The sequence below is a fragment of the Rhizobium sp. Leaf306 genome, assembly GCF_001423425.1.
In the GTDB taxonomy this organism is placed as follows: domain Bacteria; phylum Pseudomonadota; class Alphaproteobacteria; order Rhizobiales; family Rhizobiaceae; genus Neorhizobium; species Neorhizobium soli.
Genome location: NZ_LMNX01000001.1, coordinates 1,565,394 through 1,591,073, shown reverse-complemented (window position 1 = coordinate 1,591,073; position 25,680 = coordinate 1,565,394). Strand labels below are relative to the sequence as shown.

Below are 25,680 nucleotides of genomic sequence, written 5' to 3'. Positions count from 1 at the left end.
GTTCAATCCTTCGCGTTTCGCGCCAGAAAACGCCCTGGCGCGCCGTCTTCCAGGTTGATGAAGACAATGTCAGTCGGTTCGCGTCTCGGAGTGTCCGTGGATTGGAAAACAACGGGTGCTTGGAGGATCCGCCTCGCCTGCGGTCTCGACGGGGGACGACCCGCCGCCCCAACATTCCTGCCTTTTTTTGACGGAAACCATTTTGCACGGTGTTCATGGGACAGCAAAGGTGCCACAAGAATAAGCTAAAGATCAGTATCGAGAGCCACAGTCACAGAGCCAACGGATGTCGTCCGAACAGGAAACCATAGGACTCGCGGGCGTTTCTGCGGCGTCCCGCGCTAACGCTTTGGACACAGGAAGCTTCGCGGCAGCCCTAGACAGTGCCAAGTCGAGCATTTCGTCCTCAAGCCTGTTAGCGACCGAGGGGCATATTAAACTTCTCTGGGAACTGGCCGCGAACAGGATCGACAGGGCGGCAGCCTGTTGCCTCCAGATCGAACTCCACCTTCGCCGATCCGAGGTTCCCGAAAGCGTGACTGTAGCGCTCGCTTGCCTTCAGGAATTCGGGATCGTCATACCCGAGCGCCCGGACCAGCTCGAACTCGAGGCCCAGGCGATCGCCGTGTGGGCGAGACTTGACGGACGCCAAGTCGAGGACCTCGTCAATCTTCCGATCATGGAAGAAGCCGACATGAAGGCGGTGATGAGCGTGCTCGCCTCGATGAGCAACTCGGCGTTTCTTACCGACGAAAGGCTTTTGGGCGTCACGCTATGCCACATGGTCGATCTCACGCTGCAGCACGGGATTAGCGAAGAGGGTGTCTTAACGTTCGTCCTTTTCGGCTTCTTCATCAGTCACCATTTTGGTCGGTATAAGGACGGTCTCAATTTCTGCGAACTCGCTCTCACCGTCGTGACGCGATATGGCTTCTGGGAATACGAGCCCAAGGCGATCACCTTCCTTGAACTGGTGGCAATCTGGACCCGCCCGATCGGCGCGGTGATCGAGTTGACAAGATCCTGCATAGCCGCGCGCAGCCGAAGCAACGACATTCCTTTCCTCTGCTATGCTTACGTGAGAATAGTCACTCATAGACTCGCCCGTGGCGACGATCTTGCGGAAATCTCCGCCGAGATAGATACGTCCACCGACTTCGTCGTAAAGGCGGATTTCAACGCGAACCTGCTGCCTCTGACCGCGCAGAGAAGGTTCGTCGAAGTGATGCGCCAAGGCAGACGAGCGGACGACATTTTCGATGACGGGCTTTTCGTCGCCCGCGATTTCGAGTCCGGCTTCGTGCCGGAGCAGACCCCTACGTATATCTGCTATTACTGGATACTGAAAGCGCAGGCGTTTTTCGTCTATGGCGACTTCGAAAAGGCCAGGCATGCCATGGAGCAGGCTGCGACCCTCACTTGGGCTTCGATTGGCCACATCCAGCTTGTGGACTTCCATTTCATCTCGGCGCTTGCCTCTGCGGCCTTATGCGAAGGTGGCCCCGATGAAAGCTACGCGGCGATCGTTGGCAACGTAGACTGGCTCGCCCGCTGGGCGGCGACTTGCCCGGAGACATTCCATGGCAAGCAGTTGCTTGGGCTGGCCGAGGTGGCGCGCATCGACGGGCAGTTCAGGAAAGCCGAGCGCCTGTACGAACAGTCGATCGAGCTGGCTTCCAGGTACGGTCTTCTGGCGGATGAGGCCCTCGCCTACGAGACCGCAGGTCGCTTTTACCGCAAACGCGGTGCGGTTCAGTCGGCGAAGGACCATTTCTTGAAGGCGCGTGACTGCTACGTGCGCTGGGGTGCTGTGGGCAAAGTCGAGCAACTAGAAGGAGCCTACCCGGAGTACTATGCGGATCCGTCCGCCGGACAGGCGCTCGCGGGCGCGTGCGACCCGTCAGGAAGCTGGGTCTCTGCAGTACTTGAGTTGTCGCAGTCTCTTTCAGCCACCGTCGATCTCGGCCATCTCTCGGAAACGATCCTTAAAAGCTCTCTTGAGATTTCGGGCGCTGAAGAAGCACTTCTCCTCGATCTGCACGATGGCGAGATCCGGGTCGGCGCACGGGCGAAGAAAACCGTCGATGGTGCAGCGATCGACTTGAACCGCTCACCCGGTCTGAATGACGTCTCCTGCCAGAGCGTGATGGAAGCGGCGCGCACCCTCAAAGTCATATGGGCCGACCAAGCAGGGAACGTCCGACCCGCGTTGGAAGACGGCAAGCCACCCGAGACGGCCACTGCGCTCTATCTACCTCTTGTGAAGAGATCGCGGCTGACTGGCGTGCTTCTCCTCCGCCGTGCGGCAGAAAGCCCGAACTTTGATCTGGAGTGCGTCGCGATTCTACAGGCCGTTGCACCGCAAGCCGCGATCGCTCTTGAAAACGGTCGCTCCTTTGCGGAGCTAAGGCACGAGAAGGAGCTTCTGGCCGAGAGCGAGCAAGAGTTCCGGATGTCGAACGACACTATGCCGGCCATGATCTGGAGCGCTGACGCCAACGGCGGAGACGAATGGTTCAACAAGGAGTGGTACGAGTATACGGGGCTGACGCCGAGCGAAGCCAGCAACGGCGGCTGGAAGTACGTGTTCCATCCGGACGACCGGGCTGAGTCTGCTGCGACGTGGTATAGGGTTGTCACCAAAAGGGAAATGAGTGGTCTGGAAGCACGCCTCCGTCGGCATGACGGGGAGTATCGCTGGTTCATCGTAAGAGCGAAGCCGCTTTGCGACTCGACGGGCAGAATCGTCAGGTGCTACGGGTCAGAAAGCGACATCGACGATCTCAAGAGAGCAGAAATCCTTCTCGCCGGCGAGAAGCGATCTTTCGAGATGATCGCCTCCGGAGAGCCTCTTGGAAAGATCCTGGACTCGCTCTGCCAGACGCTTACCGTCCTCAGCGACGGTGCCTTCGTTTCTATCATGCTCCTTGACCAGGACGGCGGGACGCTGCGGCCCGCGGGAGGGTACAGGCTGCCGGAGGGCTTCAACGAGGAGGTCGGTGGCATTCCCATTGGACCGGAGACGGGGTCCTGCGGCACCGCGGCTTTCAGACGCGAGCCAGTTCTGGTGGACGACGTCGAGACGGACCCCCTTTGGTCCGACGACCGCCATATCGCCCGGAGATTCGACATTAGAACATGCTGGTCCACGCCTATCATGTCGGCGCGTGGTTCCGTTTTCGGCACAATAGCCGTCTACTCCGACAGACGCAGGACCATGGGGGACCGGGAGCGTCAAGCTATCGACCGCTTCACACAGCTCGCCAGCTTCGTCATGGAGCGGAAAAACTCCGAAGAGGCCCTGATGAAGAGCGAGGCGCTGCTGGCGGAGGGGCAGCGTATCAGCCATACGGGAAGCTGGGCTTGGAATATCCACAGCGACAAGCTCCAGTGGTCCGAGGAACACGGTAACATTTTCGGATACCGGATCGCGGAAGTCGGAGGTACGTTACGCGACATGCTAGAGAGAATGCTGCCCGAAGAGCAGGCTTTCCTCGAAAGCTCGATGAGAGCCGCGGCCGTGCTCAAGCAGGACCTGCAGTTCGAATTCCAAGCCACTCTTCCAAATGGAGTAGTCAAGCAGCTGCTTTGCACGGGACGGATGGTCCTCAGCGAAACGGGGGACGTCATCGAGTATGTCGGCACGACGATGGACATCACAGAACGCAAGCGCGTCGAGGCTGAGCTTCAAAAGAGCGCCGTTCATCTGAGAGAGGTGCAGGCTGAACTCGAGCACGTCGCGCGTGCGACCAGCATGGGCGAGCTCGCAGCCTCCATCGCCCATGAAGTCAATCAGCCACTTACCGGAATCGTAGCGAGCGGCGGGGCGGCTCTAAGGTGGCTTTCAAGGCCTACACCGGACGTCACTCGAGCCATGGTAAGCCTTAGAAACGTTGTCGACGACGGACGTCGCGCGAGCGATATCGTTACCCGTATCCGGAAGATGTTCCGCAAGGAGATGACGACCGTGGAACGGGTCTCTATGAGGGAGCTGATCTCCGATGTCACCATCCTCACCCGTGGGGAACTCCAGAAAACCAGGGTCGCGTTCAAACTAGACATGCCCGACTACCTCCCGCCGGTCCCGGCCGACCGCGTTCAGCTTCAGCAGGTCTTCGTCAACCTGATGCTGAACGCCATCGAAGCGATGACAGAGACTACCGACCGCGATAGAACGCTCACGATCGATGCCCGTCATGATGCGGAGTTCATTACGATCGGAGTCAACGACAACGGACCGGGTATCGCCGAGGAGCGTGTCGAGAACATTTTCCGTCCGTTCGAGACCACTAGGGAGAACGGAATGGGCATGGGCCTGTCGATCTGCCGCACGATCGTTGAAAGCCATGGAGGGCAGATGCGGCTCGTCCAGGGCAGATCGCCGGGATGCCGTTTCGAGTTCACTCTGCCACTTGAGGCTCCCGAGCTTTGACGCGTGAAGGTTTTTTCAAGGACGCGCTAGGGAAGATGACAGTTTCAAATCCACGTTCGCGCGTGTTGCAGCGAACCTTCCGGTCAAAACCATCGGGCAACCAGGCGATATCGCCAACGCTGTGATCTTCCTCATGACTACGCCTTTTGTCACGTGGTCAAACGTCCGGGTCGATGACGGTGGTGTGATCGAGTGATCCGATGACTGGATCACGTGACGCGGACCGCCGACCTCGAAGGAACGAAGGGGTTTGCTGGAGGACCTTCTTGCCCTCAATGTCGGATATCGTGCATCGGTCGAATTTCCGGGATTTCGGGTTCATGACGCTGACCAGCCGATGGCACCCCCGCCCCCCGGAACGCTGAAGGCATTGACCACATCGCGTCTCGCCTCGATGGTGCTTTGATTCAGGGTAAACTCGACCTCGGGGCATAGCCTATTCGACTATGGATTTCCGCGAGCTTAGCGGGCGGCATCTGTTCGTCACGCCTCCGGATGGAACTCCGATCGAGCTTGTGGTCGGGGAAGTGCTTTAGGCGACCACCATCATGACGGCGAAGCCTTTTGCCGGAGCGAATAGATGCCGTGGGAAACCTGGTCCGCGCGTTCATCGAACCTGACAGCCTTGACCCTAAGCCAAGCGGCGGCCGAGAAAACCGAGCTTGGCCGAAGAAGTCCAATCGAAGAGCGCCGCCCGAAGTGAGACGGACTAACGTTGCAGTGAAGGGTGCGAGGTGCCGCACCCTTCACTGTTGGTTTGATATGTCGCTCACCGTTGTGAAAAGTGCAGAGCAACGGTCGGAAACCAAAAAGCTAGACTGTTTATGGTCAGGCTTGCCCGAGCAGTCGCAGGTCAAACACCGAGCTTCGCGCGATAGTCGCATTCGACTTTGCTATCGCGAGGACCATGATGTCCACCAACGGTTCGATTGAAATCACCAGCATGTACGACAGACCGAAGGTGCCGATGGACGCGAGGTTATCGATGCCGATGCCGTGGCCATACAGAGCCCAGAACGCGACCCACGTAACGATGCCAGCCTGGTAGGTTACGGAGAGGGTCAGCGCCTGCCGATACTTGAGGTCGACGTACCGCATACCCGGCGCGATTGCTTGCGAGGCTACTATCCGGAGCGCAAAGAGAGGAACGAGAAGCGTCGTCACGTTCATCCCGTACTGCTGGAGGTCGTATGGCGCGAAAAGCAGTCCCTGGGCCAGCAAACCGACCGCGAGCCCAATCGCCGCCGGGGCCATCCCGAACAACAGGAACAGGGTCGAGCCGAGGATAAGGTGTACCTCCGAGACGCCGACGGGATAGTGCGGCAGGACCTCGAAGAAACAGAAGACCAGTGCGGTCGTAATGGCGCTCCGTGCTGCGAATGACAACGCTCCGCGTTCGTTGATGTCGCTCGATGCGAGCTTGAGAGCGAAAAGGCCGGAGAGGCCCGCGGTCGCATAGCTGAGTACGATTTTGGCTCCGTCTACTATTCCGGGTTCAATATGCATTTCTTATCTCCAATAGGGTGAGGCTTGCTTCGGATTTTATCGCATCGCGATCGTCTGCTTGCGGAAGCGACCTGCCCCCGCGAGCCGCAAATGCTGACAGTCACGCGCTATTTGCGGGAGGCGGTTAGCAAGGACGTCGTCACCTAATCAGTGACTACGTCGTCGCCGGCGAAAGCTAACTTATTGATACCCACGGCGACAAACATCCCGGCCATTTGTGCTAGGACGAACGCCGCCGATGTAAGGGGCGAAAGGCCGACGAGGCCAGGTGCGTAGATCGCGGCCAGGGTGACCGCGGGGTTCGCATAGGAAGTGGAAGGGGTGGCGATGATGGCAGCCACCAACCAAGCTCCGACGGCAAACGGTCCGGTCTCCCATTTGGTACTGCGAGCGCAGCCCAGCACGACTGTCATCAACCCTGCCGTCGCTACGACCTCACTCAGGAAGCCCCCGAAAGATGGGAGTGCATCTATACCAGTGCGAGCGGGTACGCTGAACATCGCAGCTGCGAGGATCGACCCCGCTGCGCCACCAACCACCTGTCCGACGATGTATGCCACCGTACAGCCCGTACTACGTTCCTGATTCAGCCATTGGGCGAAGGTGATCAGTGGGTTGAAATGCCCCCCGGACACCTTCCCCAAGGCAACTATCAGTCCGACAAGCGAACCTGCTATCGATACAGCGACCAGCAAGGACGCCACCAGCGGCTCGGCCGGAGCGTGCCTTGATGCAGCGATACCTGACCCGACTACTGCAACAACCAGGAACCCCGTTCCAACTGCTTCCACAAATGCCCGGCGCAGAACGGATAGCTTGGGATCTTGCTCGAAGAAGCTCGGAACGGTGCCCTTGCTACCCGTTCTAGTTATGGTGCGTGCTTGGAACATCGGAGAACCGTCCTTCAACCTCCGACATCTTCATCGCCAGTTCCCCCGGCGTCAAAATGCCTTTCTGGAAAAGTATGTTGGCAAATGCGACGATCCACCGTTCATAATACGAAAGCTCTCCGATCATCTCGGCGCCCAGAGATTCGACGCCGCGCCGCTTCTCTTCCGTATTGATGATCTTATGGAAGTCGAGGACATCGGCCAACGCATGGCATCGCTTCTCCCACGGGAGCAACACGTGTTCCACGCGCTCGATTTTCCCTGCTTCGTCCCCGCCGATGTCGTTAGGCAGTTTTCTCACGAGATTCTCGGTTCCCATCACACTGCCTCTCTGTTGTATGCGACCTGGATGACCCCGATCATCGCATCACGAGTGACCAGGTCGGCTAGTTGCGTTTCGTTGAGGTGCTCGGTCCCGTCCGGTCGCATCGGCAGCACGAGGTAGCGGATGATCGCGGTGGAGTCGCTTACCCGTATCTCGACGTCGTCCGGTATGGAGGTCCCGAATTCTTCGAGGACCGACCGGGGCTCGTAGACTGCGCGGGCGCGGTAGGGCTTGAGCTTGTACCAGTCAGGAGGAAGACCGAGGACGGGGCGCGGGTAGCACGAGCACAAAGTACAAACGATCAGATTGTGGACTTCCGGCGTGTTTTCCAAGACGATCAACTGGGTATCGTCGTAGAAGGTTATGCCGAGCTCTTCGCAACCCGTGCGACCGTTCTCGAGAAGACGCGACTTGAACGCCGGGTCCGTCCAAGCCCTCGCGACGACTTTCGCCCCCAGGGCCGGAGTTCGGGAATCGAGCACTTCGATCTGGCGCCGGATTTCGTCGGCTCTGAAGAACTTTCGTTCGACGAGAAGCTCACGCACCGCCGTTTCCATGAGGTCGAAATAGCTTGGCATTTCATCGACCGTGATGGGTGTATGGTCATGGTCATGGTCATGGTCATGGTCATGGTGGTGATGATCAGACATCGGACGGTTTCTCCAGCCAGTTTTCGAAGATTTCAATTCGGAGGCCGTCATTCGCAGAACCGATGTAGTCCGACCAAATCTCGGTCATCGGGATTGCCACTCGGTAGTAGTGACCCTTGGACCCCGCGTTGCGGCCATATCCCTCTTCCTCGTTGTCCATAGCCATTTGCGGCATGATGGCTTCGACTTTTCCGATTTTGCCGCGGAGATACGTAGGCATCCGGTAGTGCCCAATGGGCGAACGGGTTGCGATGACTACCATGTCGCCCTCGTCAAAGACTGGGACTTCACCCTCAGCCGGAACGACGCCACTTATTTTTTCGAGTTTTGCTAACAACGAGCCCTCCATCAATTCTCACAGGAGGGTAGAACCGCGGTTGTTGCGATTATTGTAGAATTCGGTGCCCGAAGTAGTGTCGGACGGCTTCTTCCTGTCGCTGGGGTCACTCACTGCGTTGCCCTACGAGCCACCGCGATGCTGCCATTGGAGTGCTGGATCGTCCAATACCGAAGACCAGCCACATGCCCATATCTCGCCCGATAGGAGAACTAGCGATGACCAAAACGACAGATAACGCCTTCGAACCACTGCGTGACGGGGCAGAAACGTTACCGGAGTTCGCAGACTTGCGCCTTGAGAAGCAGTCTTTCCCGAGATCGACTCCCGACCAATTTCTTGATGAGGCCCTGATGGAGTCGTTCCCTGCGAGTGACCCGCCCGCGTCTGGCCGTATCGACTAGGTGGAAACGCCTGGTTCGTAGAGGGTTCGGATTTTGAATTCCTCATTTGAGTCACCAAGCGAAAATGCGGTGCGGCACATAAATTAGCCGCGTGCGAAAGGACGGTCATCCTTGTACGCAACGCCGTCAAAAGCTTAGTCAGAATAGCGTCGATCAACTTGCGGCTCGGTAATCAAGTATATGAACTGAGACGATTATGCCGGATGGTTAAAACTTTCCGTAATGAGCAACCGCATTTTGACGTCACCCCAGATGATCAAGAAGGTACATTATGTCTGACTCACTCTCTAATGGCGCCTTGCGCATCGCGGTTGCGGGCGCTACAGGGCGAATTGGTTCTGCGCTACTCTCGAAACTCGTAGCCGACGACGTCGAAATCGTAGCGCTTTCGCGCGATCCGTCCACTGACCGGCTGCCTCCCGGGATCACGCCGACAGTGGTCGACTTCGAAAAACCATCCACCCTGTCAAAGGCTGTCGAAGGAGCTGACAGGCTTTTCGTGGTGCACGGCACTTACGGGCGGCAGGTAGAGAACGAAATCGCGCTGATTGATGCGGCGGTTGATGCCGGAGTCGCTCACATTGTGAAGGTCTCGGTAATGGGACCGCCTGTAAGGCTTCACCCGTTCGACTGGCATGCAGAGATCGAGGCGCATCTTGCCACACGCGATGTTGGATACACGCTACTTCGTCCATCAACCTTTGTCGATATATTGAAGAGCAGGGCACCGTTTGTCGTCCAAGGCGCATGGGGCGGGGCTGCAGGCGAAGGACGCGTCAACCTCATCGATACCCGCGACGTCGCCGACGTGGCGCGCGTAGTACTTCTCGACACGGCGAACCCTCAAGCGCAGCGGGCCTATCATCTTACAGGACCAGAAGCAGTCAGCATGCCCCAAATCGCTGCCGAGCTATCGCGTCTGCTCGGCGAGCAAATCTTATATGACCACCGAACCCCTGGAGAACACCGCGAGCTGCTTTTGAATTCTGGGCTGAGCGAGATGATAGCCGACCTTCAACTTGGTCTCGACCGATTGTTTGAATTGTCCGTACAGTCGGAAACGACATCCACTGTCTTCGAAATCACCGGACAACAACCTCGGTCGGCATATGCCTGGCTGAAAGAGAATCTTTCTGCGTTCAAGCGCAAGCCGGTCGAAGAATAGCCGTCACTGCATATTTGAGGCCGTAATTCTCGAAGTTCAAAGAGGGCGACCACCGGGATAGCGGCTTCTCTTCCGCTATCCCTCTTACAAATTCTACATAACTTCGCAGATTTTCTCGCAAGTCCTGAAAGCAACGGGGCGAGACCGGAATCGGTCACTGCGCGTTGTCGCTATCTAATCGCATGATGCCCGATGAAAGGGCAGACCATTACACGGATGGTGGTTTTGTTATCAGCTAGCCGACCGACCTGGTGTCACCTCGGAAAACCCCGGGTAACAGCTCCTTTCCGCGCCTAGCCTCCAGGGAACGCTGCTAAAGATCATCGCGGAGCTTATGGAGCGGATTCTACAAGCATTCCACCTGCCCAAACGTTCATCTCAAGTTATGTTCAGTCCCATATGAGGAACCTCCATGTCGACGTTTCAAGTTCCTAAGCTTTCACGGCGCGGCTTCTGCATGTGCTGCGTGGGGGTTGCTTCAGCGGGGGTTGCCGGGGGGTGGCTATCGCCGAGGGAGGCCTACGCGGAAGCCCACCAGCTCGTAGGCATGATACGAGGGGCCGCCGCCAAGGCCGACATCACTACATTTAAGCTCCGGGGAGACGTTGCCGTGCTGGAGGGCTCCGGTGGCAACATCGCCGTCTTCGCTGGCAAGCAGGGCAAGGTGATGATCGATGCCGGGATCACCGCGACGCAGCCGAAAATCAAGCAGGCGTTGGCGGATCTCGGTCGACAGCCAGTGACCCACCTAGTAAATACCCACTGGCATTTCGACCATGCTGACGGCAATGAATGGATCCACGCAGCTGGCGCGAAGATCGTCGCGCATGAAAACACGAAAAAGCGCCTCATGCAGACCCAACGTGTCGAAGACTGGGATTACTCGTTCCCGCCGTCTCCAGCTGGCGCGATACCAAGCGAGACTTTTACCGCTGATCAGCACGTAGACTACGAAGGCTGCGAGCTTCATCTGATATGCTACGAACCCGCCCATACCGACAGCGATATCGGCGTACACTTCGTCGAGCAGAACGTCCTTCATACCGGGGACACTTACTGGAACGGAATCTATCCGTTCATCGACTATTCAACAGGAGGTAGCATCGATGGAAAGATCGCTGCCTGCGCCAAAAGCCTTTCCATGGTGGACGACAGGACGATCGTAATCCCGGGGCACGGTGCTCCCGTTAGTAACAAGGCCGAGCTGCAGGCTTTCCACGACATGATGGTCTCGGTGAGGGACAATGTTGCTGCGCTCAAGGCAAAAGGCATGTCGGTCGGCGAAGTCGTCGCGGCAGGGCCAACTGCGGCATTCGACAAGTCCTGGGGCAAATTCGTGATTACGCCGGGTCTGTTTACCCAGCTGGTCTATGAAGGGGTCTAAAAATCGAGGCAGCGGTTGCTCTCCTCTTCGAACGCGTTCACACCTTCGAACCTCGACGGACGAAAACAGCGCGAGGATAAGGCGAACAGCGTGCCTTGCTTCGTCCTGGCTGTCACGCTGTCTACTTTCTGGGTCGAAGGCGGCGAATTATCGCAGTAGAGGGAGCAAAGGTCGCCAATGGGTCGGTGCGAATTCCCACGATCCGACTACTGCTGCAGGAACCCGCGGGGGCCGTTTCCGGATGACGGACCGGGGTAGTTAGGGCTATCTTGGAAACCGACTTACAGGGGTCGGCTTGTCTGCGGCTACAAGTCCTATTCTTGCGAATGGGCTGCCTGAGCCGAAATTCGTCCGGCTTTCTTTTGCCAAAGCCCGCCTTTGATGCCGTAGGAACTGCATGCCCTATTATCTCGTAACACATACCTCCCTTGTCGAAACCCTCGACGAAGCGACCGCGGCACACGCTGTCGCGAAAAACCTGCGCGTTGCAGATCAGATACCCTTCACGGTCAAGCTTGATAGCGAGCACATCACGCACATAGTCGTATCTCAGCCACCCGAAGATCGTCCCTTTTTCGGATCGGAGGAGGCCGTGGAGCCAACCGGTGTGGACGAAGGTGTTCGGGTTGCACAAGGATCGTCTCCGCCTTCCGGTCAGCACCGCCTCCCGATAAACGCAAAGGTTATCTTGCTTCTAATCGCCAGCCTTTCGCTGGGGCTCGCATCAGGTCTTATGATTTTATAAGTTGCTTCGAAGTCAGGCCAGAAAACGCCTGAGCCCTGAGGTTTTGTCACAACCGCGGGTAGTGATGCGCCCAACTGAAGATCAAGGATGCCTTTGCCACGGAATTTTGCATCCGACCGTAGACCTGCCTGAACGCTTGCCTCGAAACGCGAATACACGATCGACGTGTGCTGAAAGCGTCTCGGCCAATCGAAAGTTGGCCGATTTCCACGTCCGCGAACGCCGTGTAGAAGCCGCTACCCGCTCAGGCGATTGCGGGCCTGGCCCAAAACGCGCTTCCGCTGCATCGCTATCGCGGCAAGCTACTGAATTACTCTTCTCACCAGGTTCAATGCTTCGGCATCTTCCTGCCCGATCTCTGCGCTGAGCCGCGCAGGGAAGTCTTCAGCCGTTGTTGTCTCTAGGGTTCCTGACGATCTGATTTCGCCAATCAACCGTTCGGACGGAACTAGAGATCCCCCGTCTTCGAAAAGAGCGTCTAGGTGTCGACGGTGCTCGGTCATCCGTGCTCGGAATAACTCTTGAGCCTCCCGCAAGTGTTTTGGCAGCTTCGACATGGCGGTCCTCCGGTTCAGGGCTCCGAGCAGTACCGATGAGCTCTGGAAATTTAATTTCCAGATTGGTAAAATTGATTGGAACTGGGAGTTTCGCACCTGGCATCGCTTTGAATGGACGGGCCTATACTAGATTATTCGGGAAGCAATTAAAATTGCGAGGCGTTAAGGCAATATCAACCATCTGGTCTGATGATCCTCGGACAGCAGTATCACTGTTCCAGGACGGCTAACTCCATGACGAAGACCATATCGCGCAAGATACGAATACGCTGATCGCTTACCGCGCAAGTCGCGGAGGTCATCCTCTCTGTTCGTTTGTGAGCTCGATATGAAGAAGCACAAGACTTCGGTGCGGCCCGACGCCGTCCAGTTGCCGCCTCCCAGACCCTTCGCCGGCCCAACAGTCAAAGGCCGCGGTGTAGTCAATTTCCGATCCGGAACAGCTAAGGATCTGGCCGCTATCCTAGATGTCGACAGTAATGTCGAAAGCTGGTCTTCATGTGTGGGTTTTCCCGAGGCCGACCATATCGGACACCTTCCTGACTTCCGGATGGTCGACACCGAAGGCACGATCTGGATAATCGACGCTCCCGATCACGCCAGCAGCCAGCAGAGCGACCTGGAGGGTCTGGCCCGAGATATCGGAGCGGTATACCGGCTGGTTCCGCGCACGGAGATCTACAGCGGCTTCAGACTGCGCAATGCCCGCGATCTGCTGCACTACGCGAATTACACGGTGACACTGTCGGATCGGATCAGACTGCTTGCGACCCTCGACGAACAGGGATCGCTTCCCATGGCCGACTGCCTTTCGGTCCTCCGCGTACGCGAGCCCGTCGCCGCCGTTGCGGCCCTTATGCTCCACGGTTTTCTCGAAGCGGACCTAGACGAAGCGCTGCTCGGCCCGGAGACGATGGTGAGACGAATACGGAGCTGAACTGCGCTCTCCGTTTTTGTTTCTAAACACGCCCGAGGCTCACCATGGTTGGATTTCGCACGAACTACACATCGCAGGCACCACATCTCGTCACGCTGGTTGCTCAGTACGGCATTCGCGGGGCTATCGGAACTCTCATCGACCGGAAGAACGTCTCGTTCGTAGCCTTACTAAGGGTATCCAATGAAGCTGACGTGTTCTTGTATGCCGAGGCCGCCAGAGAGCTTCTCAAGGTCGCGGACAATCTTGATTACGGCGGAGAGAGCGACAGCGCCGTCTGGTATGCCGACGACCTGGAGATCTCACCCTGGAGCATTGTCGCCAAGCTCAAAAACGTGAGACGTGCGATCATCCTGCTCGGAGGAGACAAGAAGATTTCGGATGATATTCGACTGCTTCTCGATCTGGATGCACCTGTCGCGCCTCCGCGTGCGGCTCACTACAGAATGGCCGCGAAGCAGCTTGGGATGAAACCGATCTCGGAACACGAAGCGTCGGAGCTAGCCCGTCAGCCGATGCGGCGAGTGAGGCTTGCGATCCAACGCGCGCGTCCGATTTCTCGCGTGGTCGGGAGCTTGCTGCAACTTCGCGAGGAGCCTGCAGATAAAGCCCGTCCGGCCGTTCCATCGGCTACGCCTCTCGAGAATCTGCACGGCTACGGCGACGCCAGAGACTGGGGTCTGGCTCTGGCTCAGGATATCAACGGATGGAAACACGGCGATATCGGATGGGACGACGTTGACCGGGGTATCCTCCTTGCAGGACCTCCGGGCAGCGGTAAGACGACCTACGCTGCTTCGCTTGCGGCAACGTGCGGACTGCCGCTACTTTCGGCATCGGCCGCCCAGTGGCAGGCATCCGGTCATCTAGGCGACCTGCTGAAATCGATGAGAAAATTCTTCGCGCTGGCTGGGAAGACGGCGCCGTGTATCGCCTTCATCGACGAGTTCGACAGCTTCGGCGATCGCGCGTCGAGTAAGGACGCCGAACATTACGACTACAAGAGGCAGGTGATCAACGCCCTCCTCGAGTGCCTCGATCCGTCCGGCGGTCGCGTTGGCGTCGTCGTCGTCGGAGCCACCAACGACGCCAATGCTGTAGATGCCGCTTTGCTTCGGCCGGGAAGACTCGAACGAGTAATCGAGATCGCCCATCCGGACGTCGACGCAAGAGAGGCTATCCTAAGGCAGCACCTTGCCGAGCTAGCGGGATCTGAGGACTTGAGGCCCATGATGAAGGATACTCATGGCTGGTCCGGCGCGGAACTGGCAAAGCTCGCAAGGGATGCAAAGCGGATCTGCCGCCGTCGTGACGGGGTTGAGGTGTCGGCGGACGATGTCGCGGCAGCGATGCCACGCGACGCTGCGCTGTCGGAGGAACAGTGGTTGCGGGTAGCGGTTCACGAGATCGGTCATGCCGTCGTGGGCGCTCTGCTCGAACCCGGCAACCTCGTTCGTGTCAGACTGCAGAGGAAGCCTACGGCAGGCAGGGATATGCTTGCACTCGGAGCCACGGAATTCCGACTGGCTCTCCCCAACCTCGCAGTGGAGCGCGACTACCTGAGAAGGATCACGATCTTGTTCGGCGGGATGGTCGCTGAAAAGCTCGTTTTCGGCGACCATTCCTCCGGAGCGGGCGGACACGAAATGTCCGACCTTGCTTCGGCGACGGGTTTGGCGACGATGATGGAACGGACGTTCGCATTCGGTCCCAGCCTTCTCGCGGAGGGAAAAACCGACCCCGGCTCGGTCCAGCGGTTTCGTATGTATGATCGGGAACTGACCGACGCCGTCGCTGCTCGTCTGCAAAGGTGCGTTTCCGAGGCTACAGCGCTGCTCTCCCAAAGAAAAGAGGAGATTGTGTCCTTGGCGAATTCCCTCCTCATGAGCGGCGAGATGGACGCGAATGATGTTCTTCACGTGCTTGCGGCGGCGACTCCCGAACAAGAATCAAAACCGGATGGCCCGGAGTAGCGCCCGTCGCTCTCACGCTATTGGGGTCACCAGGGTTAGCCGGCATGTCTCCGCGGCGCTAGACGCAGTACCCGACGGGATGGCACTGGCAAAGTCTAAAAGCTCCTACGTGAACCTTTCCAGGCGTGAAGCTAATCGTTCGAAGGTTCGGTGTGGCGGATTGAACTTTGAAGGCGAGACGAGTGATAACTGTATGAGATGTAGGGAAACTGCGGTTAAGGTTGGCGCGAACGAGAAGCGAAGCGCTTGGTTGCAGGATGGACTGACGGTTCCAGGCAACGTAGTCGCTCAAATTTAATCTTCTTAATTTAGTGAGTTGTTCGAAGCTCACGTCTTCCGGCACGCATGATGCGCGTTGCCTCGCCTCAAGGCATGTCCCCCGTCCAATCTAAGCTAGGTGTCGCACCGGCAGCATCCGAAGGATTTTTGGTTTGTCTAGGAAATCAAACCTGATGACGCGTATTCTCATAGCAGCGTCTCTCGTCGTGGCTACCGCCTTCGTCGGTTTCTCGACCTATATCGACAGCCTGCAACGCAGCGTGGCAACCAAGGCTGTTGCCGAAAAGATCAGCGCCTCCGGAAAGCAGGCATCCCAAAGCATTGCAAACTGGCTGAACGGTCGCATCATGCTGACCGATGTATCTGCCAAGGGAATGGAAAAAGCCAAGGATCCTGCGGCCAAACTCGCGTTTCTGCAGAACGACGTTTTAACAAGTCAGTTCATGTCCACCTACTTCGGCGACGCTGCCAACGGGGCGTTCATCACCTGGCCGCAGCAGGAACTGCCCGCCGGTTACGATCCAAGAAAGCGACCCTGGTATCTCGATGCCATCCAGGCTGATAAGGCGGTACTGACGGAGCCGTACTCGGATGCTTCGACAGGCGGGCTTATCATTACGGCTGCCGTCCCCGTTAAGGTCGACGGGAAACTGAGCGGTGTGACAGGTAGCGATTTTTCGCTCGACTCGCTTGTGTCCATGATCCAGTCGGTCGATGTCGGCACTGGAGGGTACGCATTCCTCGTAAACACAAGCGGTAAGATTCTTATTCATCCGGATAAATCCCTTGTCAACAAGACCCTGATCGATCTGTTTCCATCTGGCGCACCTGCGATTGCAGCCGACATCGCGGAGACCGAAATCTCCGGGAGTCGCAAACTGACGAGCTTCGTCCCCGTCAGTGGTCTGCCGTCCGTCGACTGGTATCTCGGTTTTGTCGTAGATGCAGATGCCGCCTATGCATCTGTTTTCCAGTTCAGGATCGCGGCCATCATCGCAACAGTGCTTGCCGTCGCAGGAATGATCGGTCTTGTCGCCATTCTTCTGAGTAAGCTCGTGATTAAGCCGGTGACACAGATGACGTCTGTGATGGAAGAGCTGGCTGCAGGTCAACTGCAGGTGGCCATCCCCGGGCAGAACCGTACAGACCAGATTGGCTCAATGGCATCCGCGCTCTCAGTGTTCCGGACGAATGCGATAGAGCGCCAACGTCTCGAAGGTGACGCCAAACAGACACGTACGTCTTCTGAACGTGAACGAGTCGACCGGGAACAAAAGTCTGCAAACGATGCCGCAGACATTCAGTTGGCAGTCGATGCCCTCGCAAAGGGATTGGCGCATCTCTCCGACGGTGACCTGAACTATCGCATCGCGACGCCGTTTGTGTCGCACCTTGATCGTCTGCGCGAGGATTTCAACAATTCGATCGGCAAACTCAACGAGGCACTGACGACAGTCGGACAAAATGCGAGAGCTATCGATGCAGGTGCGAGCGAGATCCGTCAGTCCGCTGACGATCTCGCGCGGCGGACGGAGCAGCAGGCAGCGTCCGTCGAAGAAACGGCCGCGGCGCTCGAACAGGTAACAACCACGGTCAAGGACTCTGCTCGACGCGCTGAGGAAGTTGGTCGACTGGTAAACCGTACACGCGGCAACGCCGAGCAGTCCGGTATCGTGGTTGGAGATGCTGTCAATGCCATGCACGGCATCGAGCAGTCTTCGGCAGAAATCTCGAAGATCATCGGCGTCATCGACCAGATCGCCTTCCAGACGAACCTCTTGGCGCTGAATGCCGGCGTTGAAGCGGCTCGAGCAGGCGAAGCGGGCAAGGGCTTTGCTGTTGTTGCGCAGGAGGTGCGGGAACTAGCGCAGCGCTCGGCCAACGCTGCAAAGGAAATTAAAGCGTTGATCAATACATCTGCGTCACAGGTTGAGACGGGAGTGGCACTCGTCGGCAATGCAGGTCTGGCACTGGCGACGATTGTTGCTGAGGTTCAGGAGATCAACGGACATATCGACGCGATCGTTGTCGCTTCACGCGAGCAATCGACCGGGCTCCAGGAGATCAACACAGCGATCAACACGATCGATCAGGGTACGCAGCAAAACGCTGCAATGGTCGAGGAACAAACAGCGGCAAGCCACGGCCTTGCGGCGGAAGCCGACGAGCTCAAGAGGCTCTTGGCGCAGTTCACGTTAACTGAGCAACCGCGGGAACAACAGGCTCGCTATGGCCGAGCTGCTTGAGGTAGCCATCTGAGGTTGAGCCACTTCGACAACATGAGGAGGGGCTTGGCAATCCGCACGCCCCTCGGTAGCGCCGCTCTAAAGTTGCCGATTTCCGGCGCAATTGGGATGCAAGCCGTATCTTGCGGCAGGCTTGACCATGAGTTCAATTTCTAAAGGTTTCCTGTAGGGGGAAGGTTAGTCGGTATCTGTCGATCCGTCGGCTGTTCCACCATATTGGTTACTACCACATCCAGTTCTAACATTGCACCGATCGTGGCGATCAAAGAACTTTCGATCCTTCTCAGGTTCCCCTCAATCGGTATTGCGCCGGATGTGAGGCCCGTTTCCACGGACTGACACCGAGACGCCGCCTTGCATCACCAGCGCTGGAGCAAATCGATTTCAGGGCGTGGCTGGGCGCTTTGCGTGAGTTCCAGCCGCAGCGATCTCATCTGCAGCCAAGCGGAAAACCTACATCGGATTGTTTCGAGAAGTCGGTTGTTGGCCTTTTTGGCCCGATAAGGTACCACAACCGATCCAAGACATGCCTGGCAATGAGGCGCGCCCAAATGCTGGTACATCTCACGAAGTCAGTGCTCCGGTAGTTGCCCAGAGCACAGGCCCGGATCATTGCTGCGGCAAGGCAATATTGCTATCAGTGGTGCTCTTAACTGGCTTTTCGCCGGGCACGTGAGACATGCTGCGGGTCGTGCTCTGCAGCTCTTCACCTTTGACCCGCGTCTTGGTCTGCGACTTGCTTAACGTTCCCTGATCCATTGCTTGCGCCTTGGATTGCGCCCGCAGTTGGTTCGGGTTCTCGTTCACCTTTGTCTGGCTTTTCGCCCTGCCATCGCCTGTGGCGGCACTGCCGCCCGATGCGATCGATGCGGACGTGCCGTCGTTTGTCTGGCACGCGCCTGCGGTGCCGAGCGTACTTGCGGAGGTTCCGCCAGCTGCGGCACTACCGCCGGAGCCGACAGTGCCCGTCGCGTTACAATCCTGTGCGAGTACTGGCGTCGTGAACACCGATACGAGGAAGGAAAGGCCTGCAATCGAAATGATCTTCGACATGATGTTCCTCCTATTTCATTGGTTTTGTTACGTCGCAAGTGCCGTCAGAGCGGCGCGTGACGATGGTGCCGTCGGGACGTGTAACGCTAGCCGTAGAAAACGAATGACTGCCAGCGGTCCCGCTGTTGACGGACGAGCCGGCACTCGAAGATGTCGAACCGCCGCTCGAATGCATGGTCGTCGTTTTCCCGTCGATTGTTGTCGACGACGAGACGCTGCCGCCCCCCGCTGTGATCGACGTCGAGGTCCCATTGCCCACCGGGCCGCTATTTTCGATGACGGTGCAAGTTGTCCCGTCGTTCAGCTTAATGCTCTCATTGGCGAAAGCCGTACCAGCAACAACTACCGCTAAAATCAGCGGTAAGGCGAAAGCGCCGTTATGTGAGAATGATGCCGAAGTCATGCCTGGTCCTCCAGATAGGGGCGGAAGCTATCAACTTCCGCCCGGTGTTTAAATCAGCACGAGGCGCCATCTTTTTTGGCCTGGCCGGGAGGGCAGTCCTTCTTGCCTTTGCCATTCTCTTCGCCCGATGCACCGGCAGCGCTGCCGCCTGTGCCGACAGAGCTTGCAGACTGGCCACCGCCGGCGGATGTGCCGCCTGTGCCGAGCGTCGACGCGGAACCCGAACCACTTCCTGAGCCTGCAGCCGAACCGCCAGTGCCAACCGAGCTGCTGGACTGACCGCCGCCAGCAGAGGTGCCGCCGGTACCAAGTGTCGAGGCGGAGCCCGAACCACTGCCGGAACCAGCTGCGGAGCCACCGGTACCAACCGAGCTGCTGGACTGACCGCCCCCCGCAGACGTTCCACCAGTCCCAAGCGTCGAAGCAGAACCCGAGTCGCCCGAACCGGCCGCTGAGCCGCCAGTGCCAACGGAGCTGCTGGACGTTCCACCTCCTGCGGATGTGCCACCCGTGCCAACAGTGCTGCTGGACTGGGCGTAGGCTGACATTGTAGTGCCTGCAAGAAGAGCGGCTGCGAATGCAAATCGTGTCACGGTGTTCATGTTGATCTCCTCTATTTGTTTCCTCGCTTCCAAGCTCAATCTCTTGTGAAGCTGGGTGATCAACAAGCTTTCGGAGACGCTGTTCCCATGTGAGGGCTTCAGTCGGAAGACGTTGGGACCATTGGTACCAAAGCTCTGCGACCTATGGTGACCCGCGAGGAGGAAAGGTCGAATAGCGGGAACCGCACGGCGTTGTTGGGTATTTTCCGCTGACTTACCGAGGAGGCTACTGTGGAAGAGAGTGTCTATCAGGCCAGATGGTTGCTCGTCACAATACTGGTGCTAACAGGTGCGATGCTAGCCTTGGGCATTGTCGCGGCGTAGAGCAAACTAGTCAGGACGGCTTTTGGTACCGCCACAAAATGCCTCGCCGCATGCATGGGTTCAGATAAGGTAGACGTAGCGAAACGGGACGAAGGCAGGAGAAACTCCAGTGGTATCGCGCCGGCAATTTATTATGGGAATATGTTGGTCGAAGTTAACCTGCTCCCTTTCCTCATCACGGGTCGCATTCGGTGGAGTTGCTTTGCTTCTTGAGGGTCGAGGCGCCTTGGCACAGAACGGCAATGGCAATGGTGGCGGGAATGGCAATAGCGGCGGAAACGGCGGCGGTAATGGGAACGGGGGAGGTGGCAACGGAAACGGAGGGGGTAACGGAAATGGCGGCGGTAAGGGGAATGGCGGTAAAGCGAGCGCCGGTTCTGCTAACGGGGCTTCAGCAAATGCTGGTCGCAAAACAGGCGACGACGTAAACCCTCGCACGGGGGATACGATCAACCGAAGCGGCGAGGGCGTTGAGGTGCGTCACCGCAGCGGTATCCGAGAGGTCCTCACCGAAAGCCGTTACGTCATGCGCGACAGAATCGGACGCACAATCATAAGCCGTTACCCGACCCCTGCAGACAGGGCCAGGATACGGTCCATGCTAGAGTAGACCAATCAAGAGCAGCGAGCCGCTCAAGCGGGTGGTCTCGACCGCTGCCATTTCAGGGCCGCCTCCGTGCGATTGGATACGTGGAGCTTTCCGAATATACGTGTCATGTGATGCTTAACCGTCTTTTCGTGAACACCGAGTTGTCGAGCAACAACCTTGTTGCTCAGGCCAGTCGCTATCAGATCCATAACTTCCCGCTCGCGTAGGCTTAAAACACTGCCCTCGCTGGCTTCCGTTATTAATTTCACGCTCAAGGTGGGAGCTAGATAACGATTTCCGGCGGTGACCGTGTTGATGATTTCGGCCAAACCAGCCGGGCCGACGCCCTTCACCGCATATCCGCAGGCTCCAAGTTGGAGAGCCTTACGCACGTGGTCGCTTTCTTCCGATGCAGTCAGTATGACAATTTTGATTTTGGGACTGTTCTCGGTAATGACCTCTACTGCTTCAAGTCCCCCTCCCGGCATCGAGATGTCCAACAGCATGACGCTGGGACAGAGCTCTTTAGCGATAGTGATTGCGTCTTCTGCAGATGCTCCCTGAGCTACGACGTCTATGCCGAGTTCTACGAGCGTCTTAATGACCCCAGCGCGGAACAAGGGGTGATCGTCAATAACTGCCACTCGCAAATTGCTCATATTGCCTCCAAACCATCTAACTCCAACTGCATCGTAAGCTTGGTTCCCGCAGAAGATGTGGCTATATCAAACCTACCCCCTATGCTCTCAATACGCTCCTTCAACCCGAGAAGCCCGAGCCCACCCGAGCTTGTTCGGGTTGGATCGAAGCCTGGCCCTTGGTCACTTACAGCGACCGTCAGAGATTGGCCGTCACTCCATTGCTCCACACGCTGGCCCTTACCACCGGCGTGTTTCCAGCTGTTGTTTAGGGCCTCCTGCACGAACCGATAAACGCATATTCGTGCCGACGGCGATAACTTCGAAATTGAGCAACCCGAAACGATCTCTACTCCCGCTCCGGTCCGTGACCTGTAACCCGAGACAGCCCGTTCCAAGAGTTCATCGAGCGGAGCGTTTTCAACGTCGGGCAACACTAGCCCGCGGCAGATGGCACGAACCTCCCGTATAGCCTCGTCAAGGCTTTGCTTTATTGTATCGATTTCCTCCAATCTATCCGGTGCGGGTCGGCGACAGTCTCGTACATTTGGGCTGTCGATCCGCATGGACGCATAAGACATCAGCTGTATCGGACCATCATGAAGGTCGGCACCTACGCGCCGCAGAAAACGCTCATTCAGAGCTGTCGTGCGTTGCGATGCCCGCTGAACGCGACCAGAAAGATCCCTGTTTTGAACAAGCAACTCGCCAAGTTCGTCGACACGGGCGTTCAAAGTCGTCTTCTGGTTCTCGATCGTCCGGCTTCCCCGGAGGACGATGACGGAGAGAATGACAAAAAAAGAAAGCGTCGATACCATTATCACCAGCCAGGTTTTGATCCTGGCCGAGCCGAGACTTGCATTCAGCTCGTCGGCCCGCTCGTAGAACTCGGCAACAGCAACAACTTCTCCGGACCAAGGTTGATAGATAGGGTTGTAGATCTCCAAGATGGGTTTTTCGGACGCGACGGCTCCCCTCGGGTCTTCATCATCGTCATGCTCGAACTCAGCAACCATGTTACCTGAAAAGGCATGACGGAGATCGTCATCCGGAGGAATGATCTGCCCCATAATGTTCTTGTCGTTTGAATAGAGTACCGTGCCGTCACCTCGCCACAGCCGAAAAGACAGAAGCCGGTTCGCAAGCGCACCTTGGCTAAGTGTTTCGTCCAGGGCGCGTTCAACTGCCTCATCGAGTGGCTGGGTGGTGGTCATGTCCGGTAGAATGGGGGCGATTACACTATCAACGTAAAGAGCCGTCGCAGCTGCCGTATTCTGTGTGACTGCGTGAGATATGAAATCGGTTACGAAGACGCCGACCGCGAACACAGCCACGAGCGTCACCATCCCGCCAGCAACAACGAACTGCTTAGCCAGTGACAAAGCATTGAAGGCTAGAACCAGCGCGGACAATTTTCAAAACCATGTTGATCGTGGCAGCGATATTTAAGGCCAGGCGAACCGCATTCAATGGTCCTGCGCTTAAAACGATGGGCTCACGCGGGCTCCCGACCCCGAATAGTTTGTGTGGGAGGGACATAAGAAAAACTGCGCTAGACCTAAGTCCCAAGCTGGAACGGATAAATAGGAAGTCTCGTTGGTTACTGCATGGAAAAATGTGGAGATCTCAAATGGGTTCTGACCTCTGGGAGCAGCCAGTGGAAGTGACGGTCGACTGCGGCGATCATTTCAAGAGCATTCGTAACTGTCGGGACGCGATCGCATACATGATGACCAGTTGGCCAAGCCAAAGGAAAACTTCGTTCTCTTTCGCGAGAAGGCTCTGTTTGAAAGCGATTGATGGTCGCGCGAAACCAGCAGACGCTGCAGCCGCGTTCAAGTCGGCGGCAAATGATGCTGGGCTTATTAGGTAGTTAGTCGTGTCACACAGCACTAAATACCGATTTTTCGGAGATAAGCAGCCATGTTCCCGTCCTTCGATACTCTTGAGCCGAACGACCTTGCCCTGTTACGAGCGGTGCTAGAAGACGTGTGCCGTGAGAAAGGACTTGCCTTCGAAGGTCCGCAAGCTCGAATATTGGCCCGCGAGCTTACCGAGTGGTATCTCTTCGGGATCCGCCATCCTCACCAACTCAAAGAGATGCTCGAACCGATTTGCTGACTACTGCAAGTCGGTAGAGTGTAAGCCTTTTGGCTGACGACATGCGATGAAATAAATGCAGTAGTCAGCTAGCTTACAGAAGGGAAGTTGATCGTCTGTTTCGCGGGGAGGGTCCAACCTGCCGGCTTTGGCGACACAGATTCACCAAAGCACTGCACCCAGTCGCCCCGCATCATGAAGCCGTACTCGTCGTTATCAGCATTGCCTTAGGCCTCAAGCGGTATTCTTCTCGAACATTGTCCAACCGTGGCGGGTCGTGCTGAAGACTAGTGCACTGACTTTGACAGCATGAATGCCCTGAGAGCTGTACGCTTGCGATTTTGCGCCAATGGCGGTCATCAAAAAGCAGCTGGGTAATGTTCGATAAGTGACTGTTCAGCCTGGAACTTAAGGATGGAATAGCGGCTACAGAGTGTGGGCGTTCGCAATGGCGCTTTTGACCCCACATTAGCAGCTAGTGGCGGCCAGACCCAAGAGACAGTCGCTGACATTCTAACCTCACTGTAACGAACACGCCGCCCAGCTGTAGGGCGTTCAGGCCTCGAGCCAGGTCGCTAGCCCATCTAGCGTCTGCAGCCCATACTCAACCGCACCAAAGCCGATGACTATCTGGCGGCGTTCACGGCTCGGGTGAAGTTGGCGCATGGTCAGCACGGTCCTCCCGTCAGTCTGCTCATCGAACGTTATCATCATGTAGAAACGCTCCGGATCGTTTGGCTCGGGAGTGCCGTAGTCCACCACGATCAGCTCGTTCGGCACGATCTTTAGAAAACGCATAAGGTTGGCAAAGCGCTGTGTTTTCCCTTCAAACACCCCTACCATGTCGAAGCACCATTCACCGCCTTCGCGGATATCGACCTTTCGGTTCTCGATGTTGAGGCCTGCCGGACCGTACCACTGCGCGAGCGCTTCCGGGTCCATCCAGGCGGCAAAGACCTTATGGCGCGGGTGCTTCAACACCTTGACGAGCACTATCTCACGGTCAAACGCCCAGGTATCAAACAGCTTTTCCATCGTCGTTCTCTTTCGTGGTGTCCAAATAGGCTTCCAGTCGATTGAGTCGCTCGGCCCAGCATCTACGCTCCGCTTCCATCCAACTTGCCGCCTCCTCAAAGCGTGCTCGTTCAAGGCGGCACCAGCGGCTGCGCCCGCGCTTCTCGCTCGCGATCAACCCACAATCCTCCAGCACCTTGAGATGCTGGGAGAATGAGGGGAGCGCCATGTCAAAAGGTTCAGCCAGCACACTGACAGGCATCTCTCCTTCGGCCAGACGCGATATCACAGCCCGGCGTGTCGGGTCGCTGAGAGCATGAAATGCGAGGTCGAGCGGATTCGAATGAGAAGGCATGCAGATAGGTAAACCGACCGCCCAGGCTGGTCAATAACAAGAAGGTACTTGCCTTAGTGTAGGCGCACTGTAACATAGGTAATTACCTTAGTGTCCCGGAGCACCTATATGGCAGTTCGCGTCGATCTTCTTGCCTCTCTCGATGGTTTCGCAACGACCACAGACCAGACGCCAGACAATCCGTTCGGCCAAGACTGGTCGCGCCTCACGGGTACCTATATCGCGACGAAGACCTTTCAGGAGCGTGTCCTGCGTGACAACAGCGGCAAAGGCACAACCGGCCTGGACGACGACTATGCGAAGGACTATTTCGACAACATCGGAGCCGAGATCATGGGTGCCGGCAAGTTCGGGCTGCACAACTTCCCGATGATCCGAACTGGAAGGGGTGGTGGGGTGACGAGCCGCCTTTCCACTGCCCGGTCTTTGTCCTCACCCATACGACGCGGCCGTCAATCGAAATGGCTGGCGGCACCACCTTCCACTTTCTCGCCGCGACCCCGATTGAAGCGCTGCAGATGGCCGTGAAGGCCGCAAATGGCAAGGATGTACGGATAGGTAGTGGACCGACCGTGGTGCGTGATTTTCTCAAAGCCGGACTTGTTGACCATCTGCATGTGGCGATCGCTCCGATTCTGCTGGGAGGAGGCATACGCCTCTGGGACGATCTGCGCGGCTTGGAAGCTGGCTATGATGTGAAGTCGGAAACTGCAGAAAGTGGGACGATTCACCTTACATTTTGCCGCTAGATGTCCAGGAACGGGGAGAACGA

The 25,680-nt window shown here is 57.2% G+C and carries 22 protein-coding genes and 2 pseudogenes; 11 read left to right on the top strand and 13 right to left on the bottom strand.

Annotation, left to right across the window (positions count from 1 at the left end; genetic code table 11):
* Window positions 1–2: 2 nt before the first annotated feature.
* Window positions 3–128 (bottom strand): annotated as a pseudogene (locus ASG19_RS24410) (cupin domain-containing protein); the annotation flags it as partial.
* 158 nt (window positions 129–286) lie between these two features.
* Between ASG19_RS24410 and ASG19_RS07545 the strand changes: the two are divergent.
* Together ASG19_RS07545 and ASG19_RS24310 are read left to right on the top strand one after the other, a co-directional pair.
* Window positions 287–4,432: a GAF domain-containing protein gene (locus tag ASG19_RS07545; protein ID WP_062454634.1), complete on the top strand. Its 4,146-nt coding sequence runs from the start codon at window positions 287–289 to the stop codon at window positions 4,430–4,432.
* A 250-nt stretch (window positions 4,433–4,682) separates the two neighbouring features.
* Complete coding sequence (locus ASG19_RS24310; protein ID WP_156466431.1) at window positions 4,683–4,838, top strand: hypothetical protein; 156 nt, start codon at window positions 4,683–4,685, stop codon at window positions 4,836–4,838.
* 422 nt (window positions 4,839–5,260) lie between these two features.
* Here the strand turns inward: ASG19_RS24310 and ASG19_RS07540 are convergent, their stop codons facing one another.
* The 5 genes from ASG19_RS07540 to ASG19_RS07520 all read right to left on the bottom strand — a co-directional run bounded on the left by ASG19_RS07540 (window position 5,261) and on the right by ASG19_RS07520 (window position 8,140).
* On the bottom strand, window positions 5,261–5,938 hold the full coding sequence (locus tag ASG19_RS07540; RefSeq protein WP_062454632.1) for an energy-coupling factor ABC transporter permease: 678 nt from the start codon (window positions 5,936–5,938) through the stop codon (window positions 5,261–5,263).
* Between the two features lie 143 nt (window positions 5,939–6,081).
* The gene (locus ASG19_RS07535) at window positions 6,082–6,846 is read right to left on the bottom strand and encodes an aquaporin (protein WP_244476098.1); all 765 of its coding nucleotides are present in this window, start codon (window positions 6,844–6,846) and stop codon (window positions 6,082–6,084) included.
* Window positions 6,803–7,147, bottom strand: coding sequence for an SH3-like domain-containing protein (locus ASG19_RS07530; RefSeq protein ID WP_200933884.1), 345 nt, complete (start codon window positions 7,145–7,147; stop codon window positions 6,803–6,805). The genes ASG19_RS07535 and ASG19_RS07530 overlap by 44 nt, the downstream gene beginning before the upstream one ends.
* Entirely contained in the window at window positions 7,147–7,803 is a 657-nt protein-coding gene (locus tag ASG19_RS07525; RefSeq protein WP_062454626.1) for a nitrile hydratase subunit alpha, read from the bottom strand. Before ASG19_RS07525 ends, ASG19_RS07530 begins: the two co-directional genes overlap by 1 nt.
* Window positions 7,796–8,140 (bottom strand): SH3-like domain-containing protein, encoded by a 345-nt coding sequence (locus ASG19_RS07520; RefSeq protein WP_244476097.1) that lies wholly within the window; start codon window positions 8,138–8,140, stop codon window positions 7,796–7,798. The genes ASG19_RS07525 and ASG19_RS07520 overlap by 8 nt, the downstream gene beginning before the upstream one ends.
* Before the next feature lie 675 nt (window positions 8,141–8,815).
* Here ASG19_RS07520 and ASG19_RS07510 point away from each other — a divergent pair.
* The 6 genes from ASG19_RS07510 (at window position 8,816) to ASG19_RS07480 (ending at window position 17,830) form a co-directional block, all read left to right on the top strand.
* A complete protein-coding gene (locus ASG19_RS07510) occupies window positions 8,816–9,709 on the top strand; it encodes an NAD(P)H-binding protein (protein ID WP_062454621.1) in 894 nt (297 codons plus the stop codon).
* A 412-nt stretch (window positions 9,710–10,121) separates the two neighbouring features.
* Window positions 10,122–11,093, top strand: a complete 972-nt coding sequence (locus ASG19_RS07505; protein WP_062454619.1) for an MBL fold metallo-hydrolase — start codon at window positions 10,122–10,124, stop codon at window positions 11,091–11,093.
* A 397-nt stretch (window positions 11,094–11,490) separates the two neighbouring features.
* On the top strand, window positions 11,491–11,838 hold the full coding sequence (locus tag ASG19_RS07500; RefSeq protein ID WP_062454617.1) for a hypothetical protein: 348 nt from the start codon (window positions 11,491–11,493) through the stop codon (window positions 11,836–11,838).
* An 885-nt stretch (window positions 11,839–12,723) separates the two neighbouring features.
* A complete protein-coding gene (locus ASG19_RS24305; protein WP_062454614.1) occupies window positions 12,724–13,332 on the top strand; it encodes a hypothetical protein in 609 nt (202 codons plus the stop codon).
* A 44-nt stretch (window positions 13,333–13,376) separates the two neighbouring features.
* Window positions 13,377–15,305 (top strand): AAA family ATPase, encoded by a 1,929-nt coding sequence (locus ASG19_RS07485; protein WP_062454611.1) that lies wholly within the window; start codon window positions 13,377–13,379, stop codon window positions 15,303–15,305.
* 431 nt (window positions 15,306–15,736) lie between these two features.
* Window positions 15,737–17,830 (top strand): methyl-accepting chemotaxis protein, encoded by a 2,094-nt coding sequence (locus ASG19_RS07480; RefSeq protein ID WP_062454609.1) that lies wholly within the window; start codon window positions 15,737–15,739, stop codon window positions 17,828–17,830.
* Window positions 17,831–18,439: 609 nt separating this feature from the next.
* On the opposite strand, the gene ASG19_RS07475 is transcribed toward ASG19_RS07480, so the two are convergent.
* The 5 genes from ASG19_RS07475 to ASG19_RS07450 all read right to left on the bottom strand — a co-directional run bounded on the left by ASG19_RS07475 (window position 18,440) and on the right by ASG19_RS07450 (window position 22,851).
* Entirely contained in the window at window positions 18,440–18,883 is a 444-nt protein-coding gene (locus ASG19_RS07475) for a hypothetical protein (protein ID WP_062454607.1), read from the bottom strand.
* Between the two features lie 10 nt (window positions 18,884–18,893).
* Window positions 18,894–19,286: a hypothetical protein gene (locus ASG19_RS24405; protein ID WP_082476219.1), complete on the bottom strand. Its 393-nt coding sequence runs from the start codon at window positions 19,284–19,286 to the stop codon at window positions 18,894–18,896.
* A gap of 53 nt (window positions 19,287–19,339) precedes the next feature.
* Window positions 19,340–19,888 carry a hypothetical protein gene (locus ASG19_RS07465; protein ID WP_062454603.1) on the bottom strand — a complete coding sequence of 183 codons (549 nt, stop codon included), beginning with the start codon at window positions 19,886–19,888 and terminating at the stop codon, window positions 19,340–19,342.
* Between the two features lie 957 nt (window positions 19,889–20,845).
* Window positions 20,846–21,460, bottom strand: a complete 615-nt coding sequence (locus ASG19_RS07455) for a response regulator transcription factor (protein WP_062454599.1) — start codon at window positions 21,458–21,460, stop codon at window positions 20,846–20,848.
* Window positions 21,457–22,851 carry a sensor histidine kinase gene (locus tag ASG19_RS07450; protein WP_062454597.1) on the bottom strand — a complete coding sequence of 465 codons (1,395 nt, stop codon included), beginning with the start codon at window positions 22,849–22,851 and terminating at the stop codon, window positions 21,457–21,459. Before ASG19_RS07450 ends, ASG19_RS07455 begins: the two co-directional genes overlap by 4 nt.
* 11 nt (window positions 22,852–22,862) lie before the next feature.
* On the opposite strand from ASG19_RS07450, the gene ASG19_RS24670 reads away from it, so the two are divergent.
* Both ASG19_RS24670 and ASG19_RS07440 read left to right on the top strand, forming a co-directional pair.
* Window positions 22,863–23,312: a DUF982 domain-containing protein gene (locus ASG19_RS24670; RefSeq protein ID WP_348271487.1), complete on the top strand. Its 450-nt coding sequence runs from the start codon at window positions 22,863–22,865 to the stop codon at window positions 23,310–23,312.
* 50 nt (window positions 23,313–23,362) lie between these two features.
* A complete protein-coding gene (locus ASG19_RS07440) occupies window positions 23,363–23,560 on the top strand; it encodes a hypothetical protein (RefSeq protein WP_062454593.1) in 198 nt (65 codons plus the stop codon).
* A gap of 534 nt (window positions 23,561–24,094) precedes the next feature.
* On the opposite strand, the gene ASG19_RS07435 is transcribed toward ASG19_RS07440, so the two are convergent.
* Together ASG19_RS07435 and ASG19_RS07430 are read right to left on the bottom strand one after the other, a co-directional pair.
* Entirely contained in the window at window positions 24,095–24,574 is a 480-nt protein-coding gene (locus tag ASG19_RS07435) for an SRPBCC domain-containing protein (RefSeq protein WP_062454590.1), read from the bottom strand.
* A complete protein-coding gene (locus ASG19_RS07430; protein WP_062454589.1) occupies window positions 24,558–24,908 on the bottom strand; it encodes a metalloregulator ArsR/SmtB family transcription factor in 351 nt (116 codons plus the stop codon). Before ASG19_RS07430 ends, ASG19_RS07435 begins: the two co-directional genes overlap by 17 nt.
* Window positions 24,909–25,016: 108 nt before the next feature.
* Between ASG19_RS07430 and ASG19_RS07425 the strand changes: the two are divergent.
* Window positions 25,017–25,657, top strand: a pseudogene (locus tag ASG19_RS07425) (dihydrofolate reductase family protein).
* The last annotated feature ends 23 nt before the right edge of the window (window positions 25,658–25,680 follow it).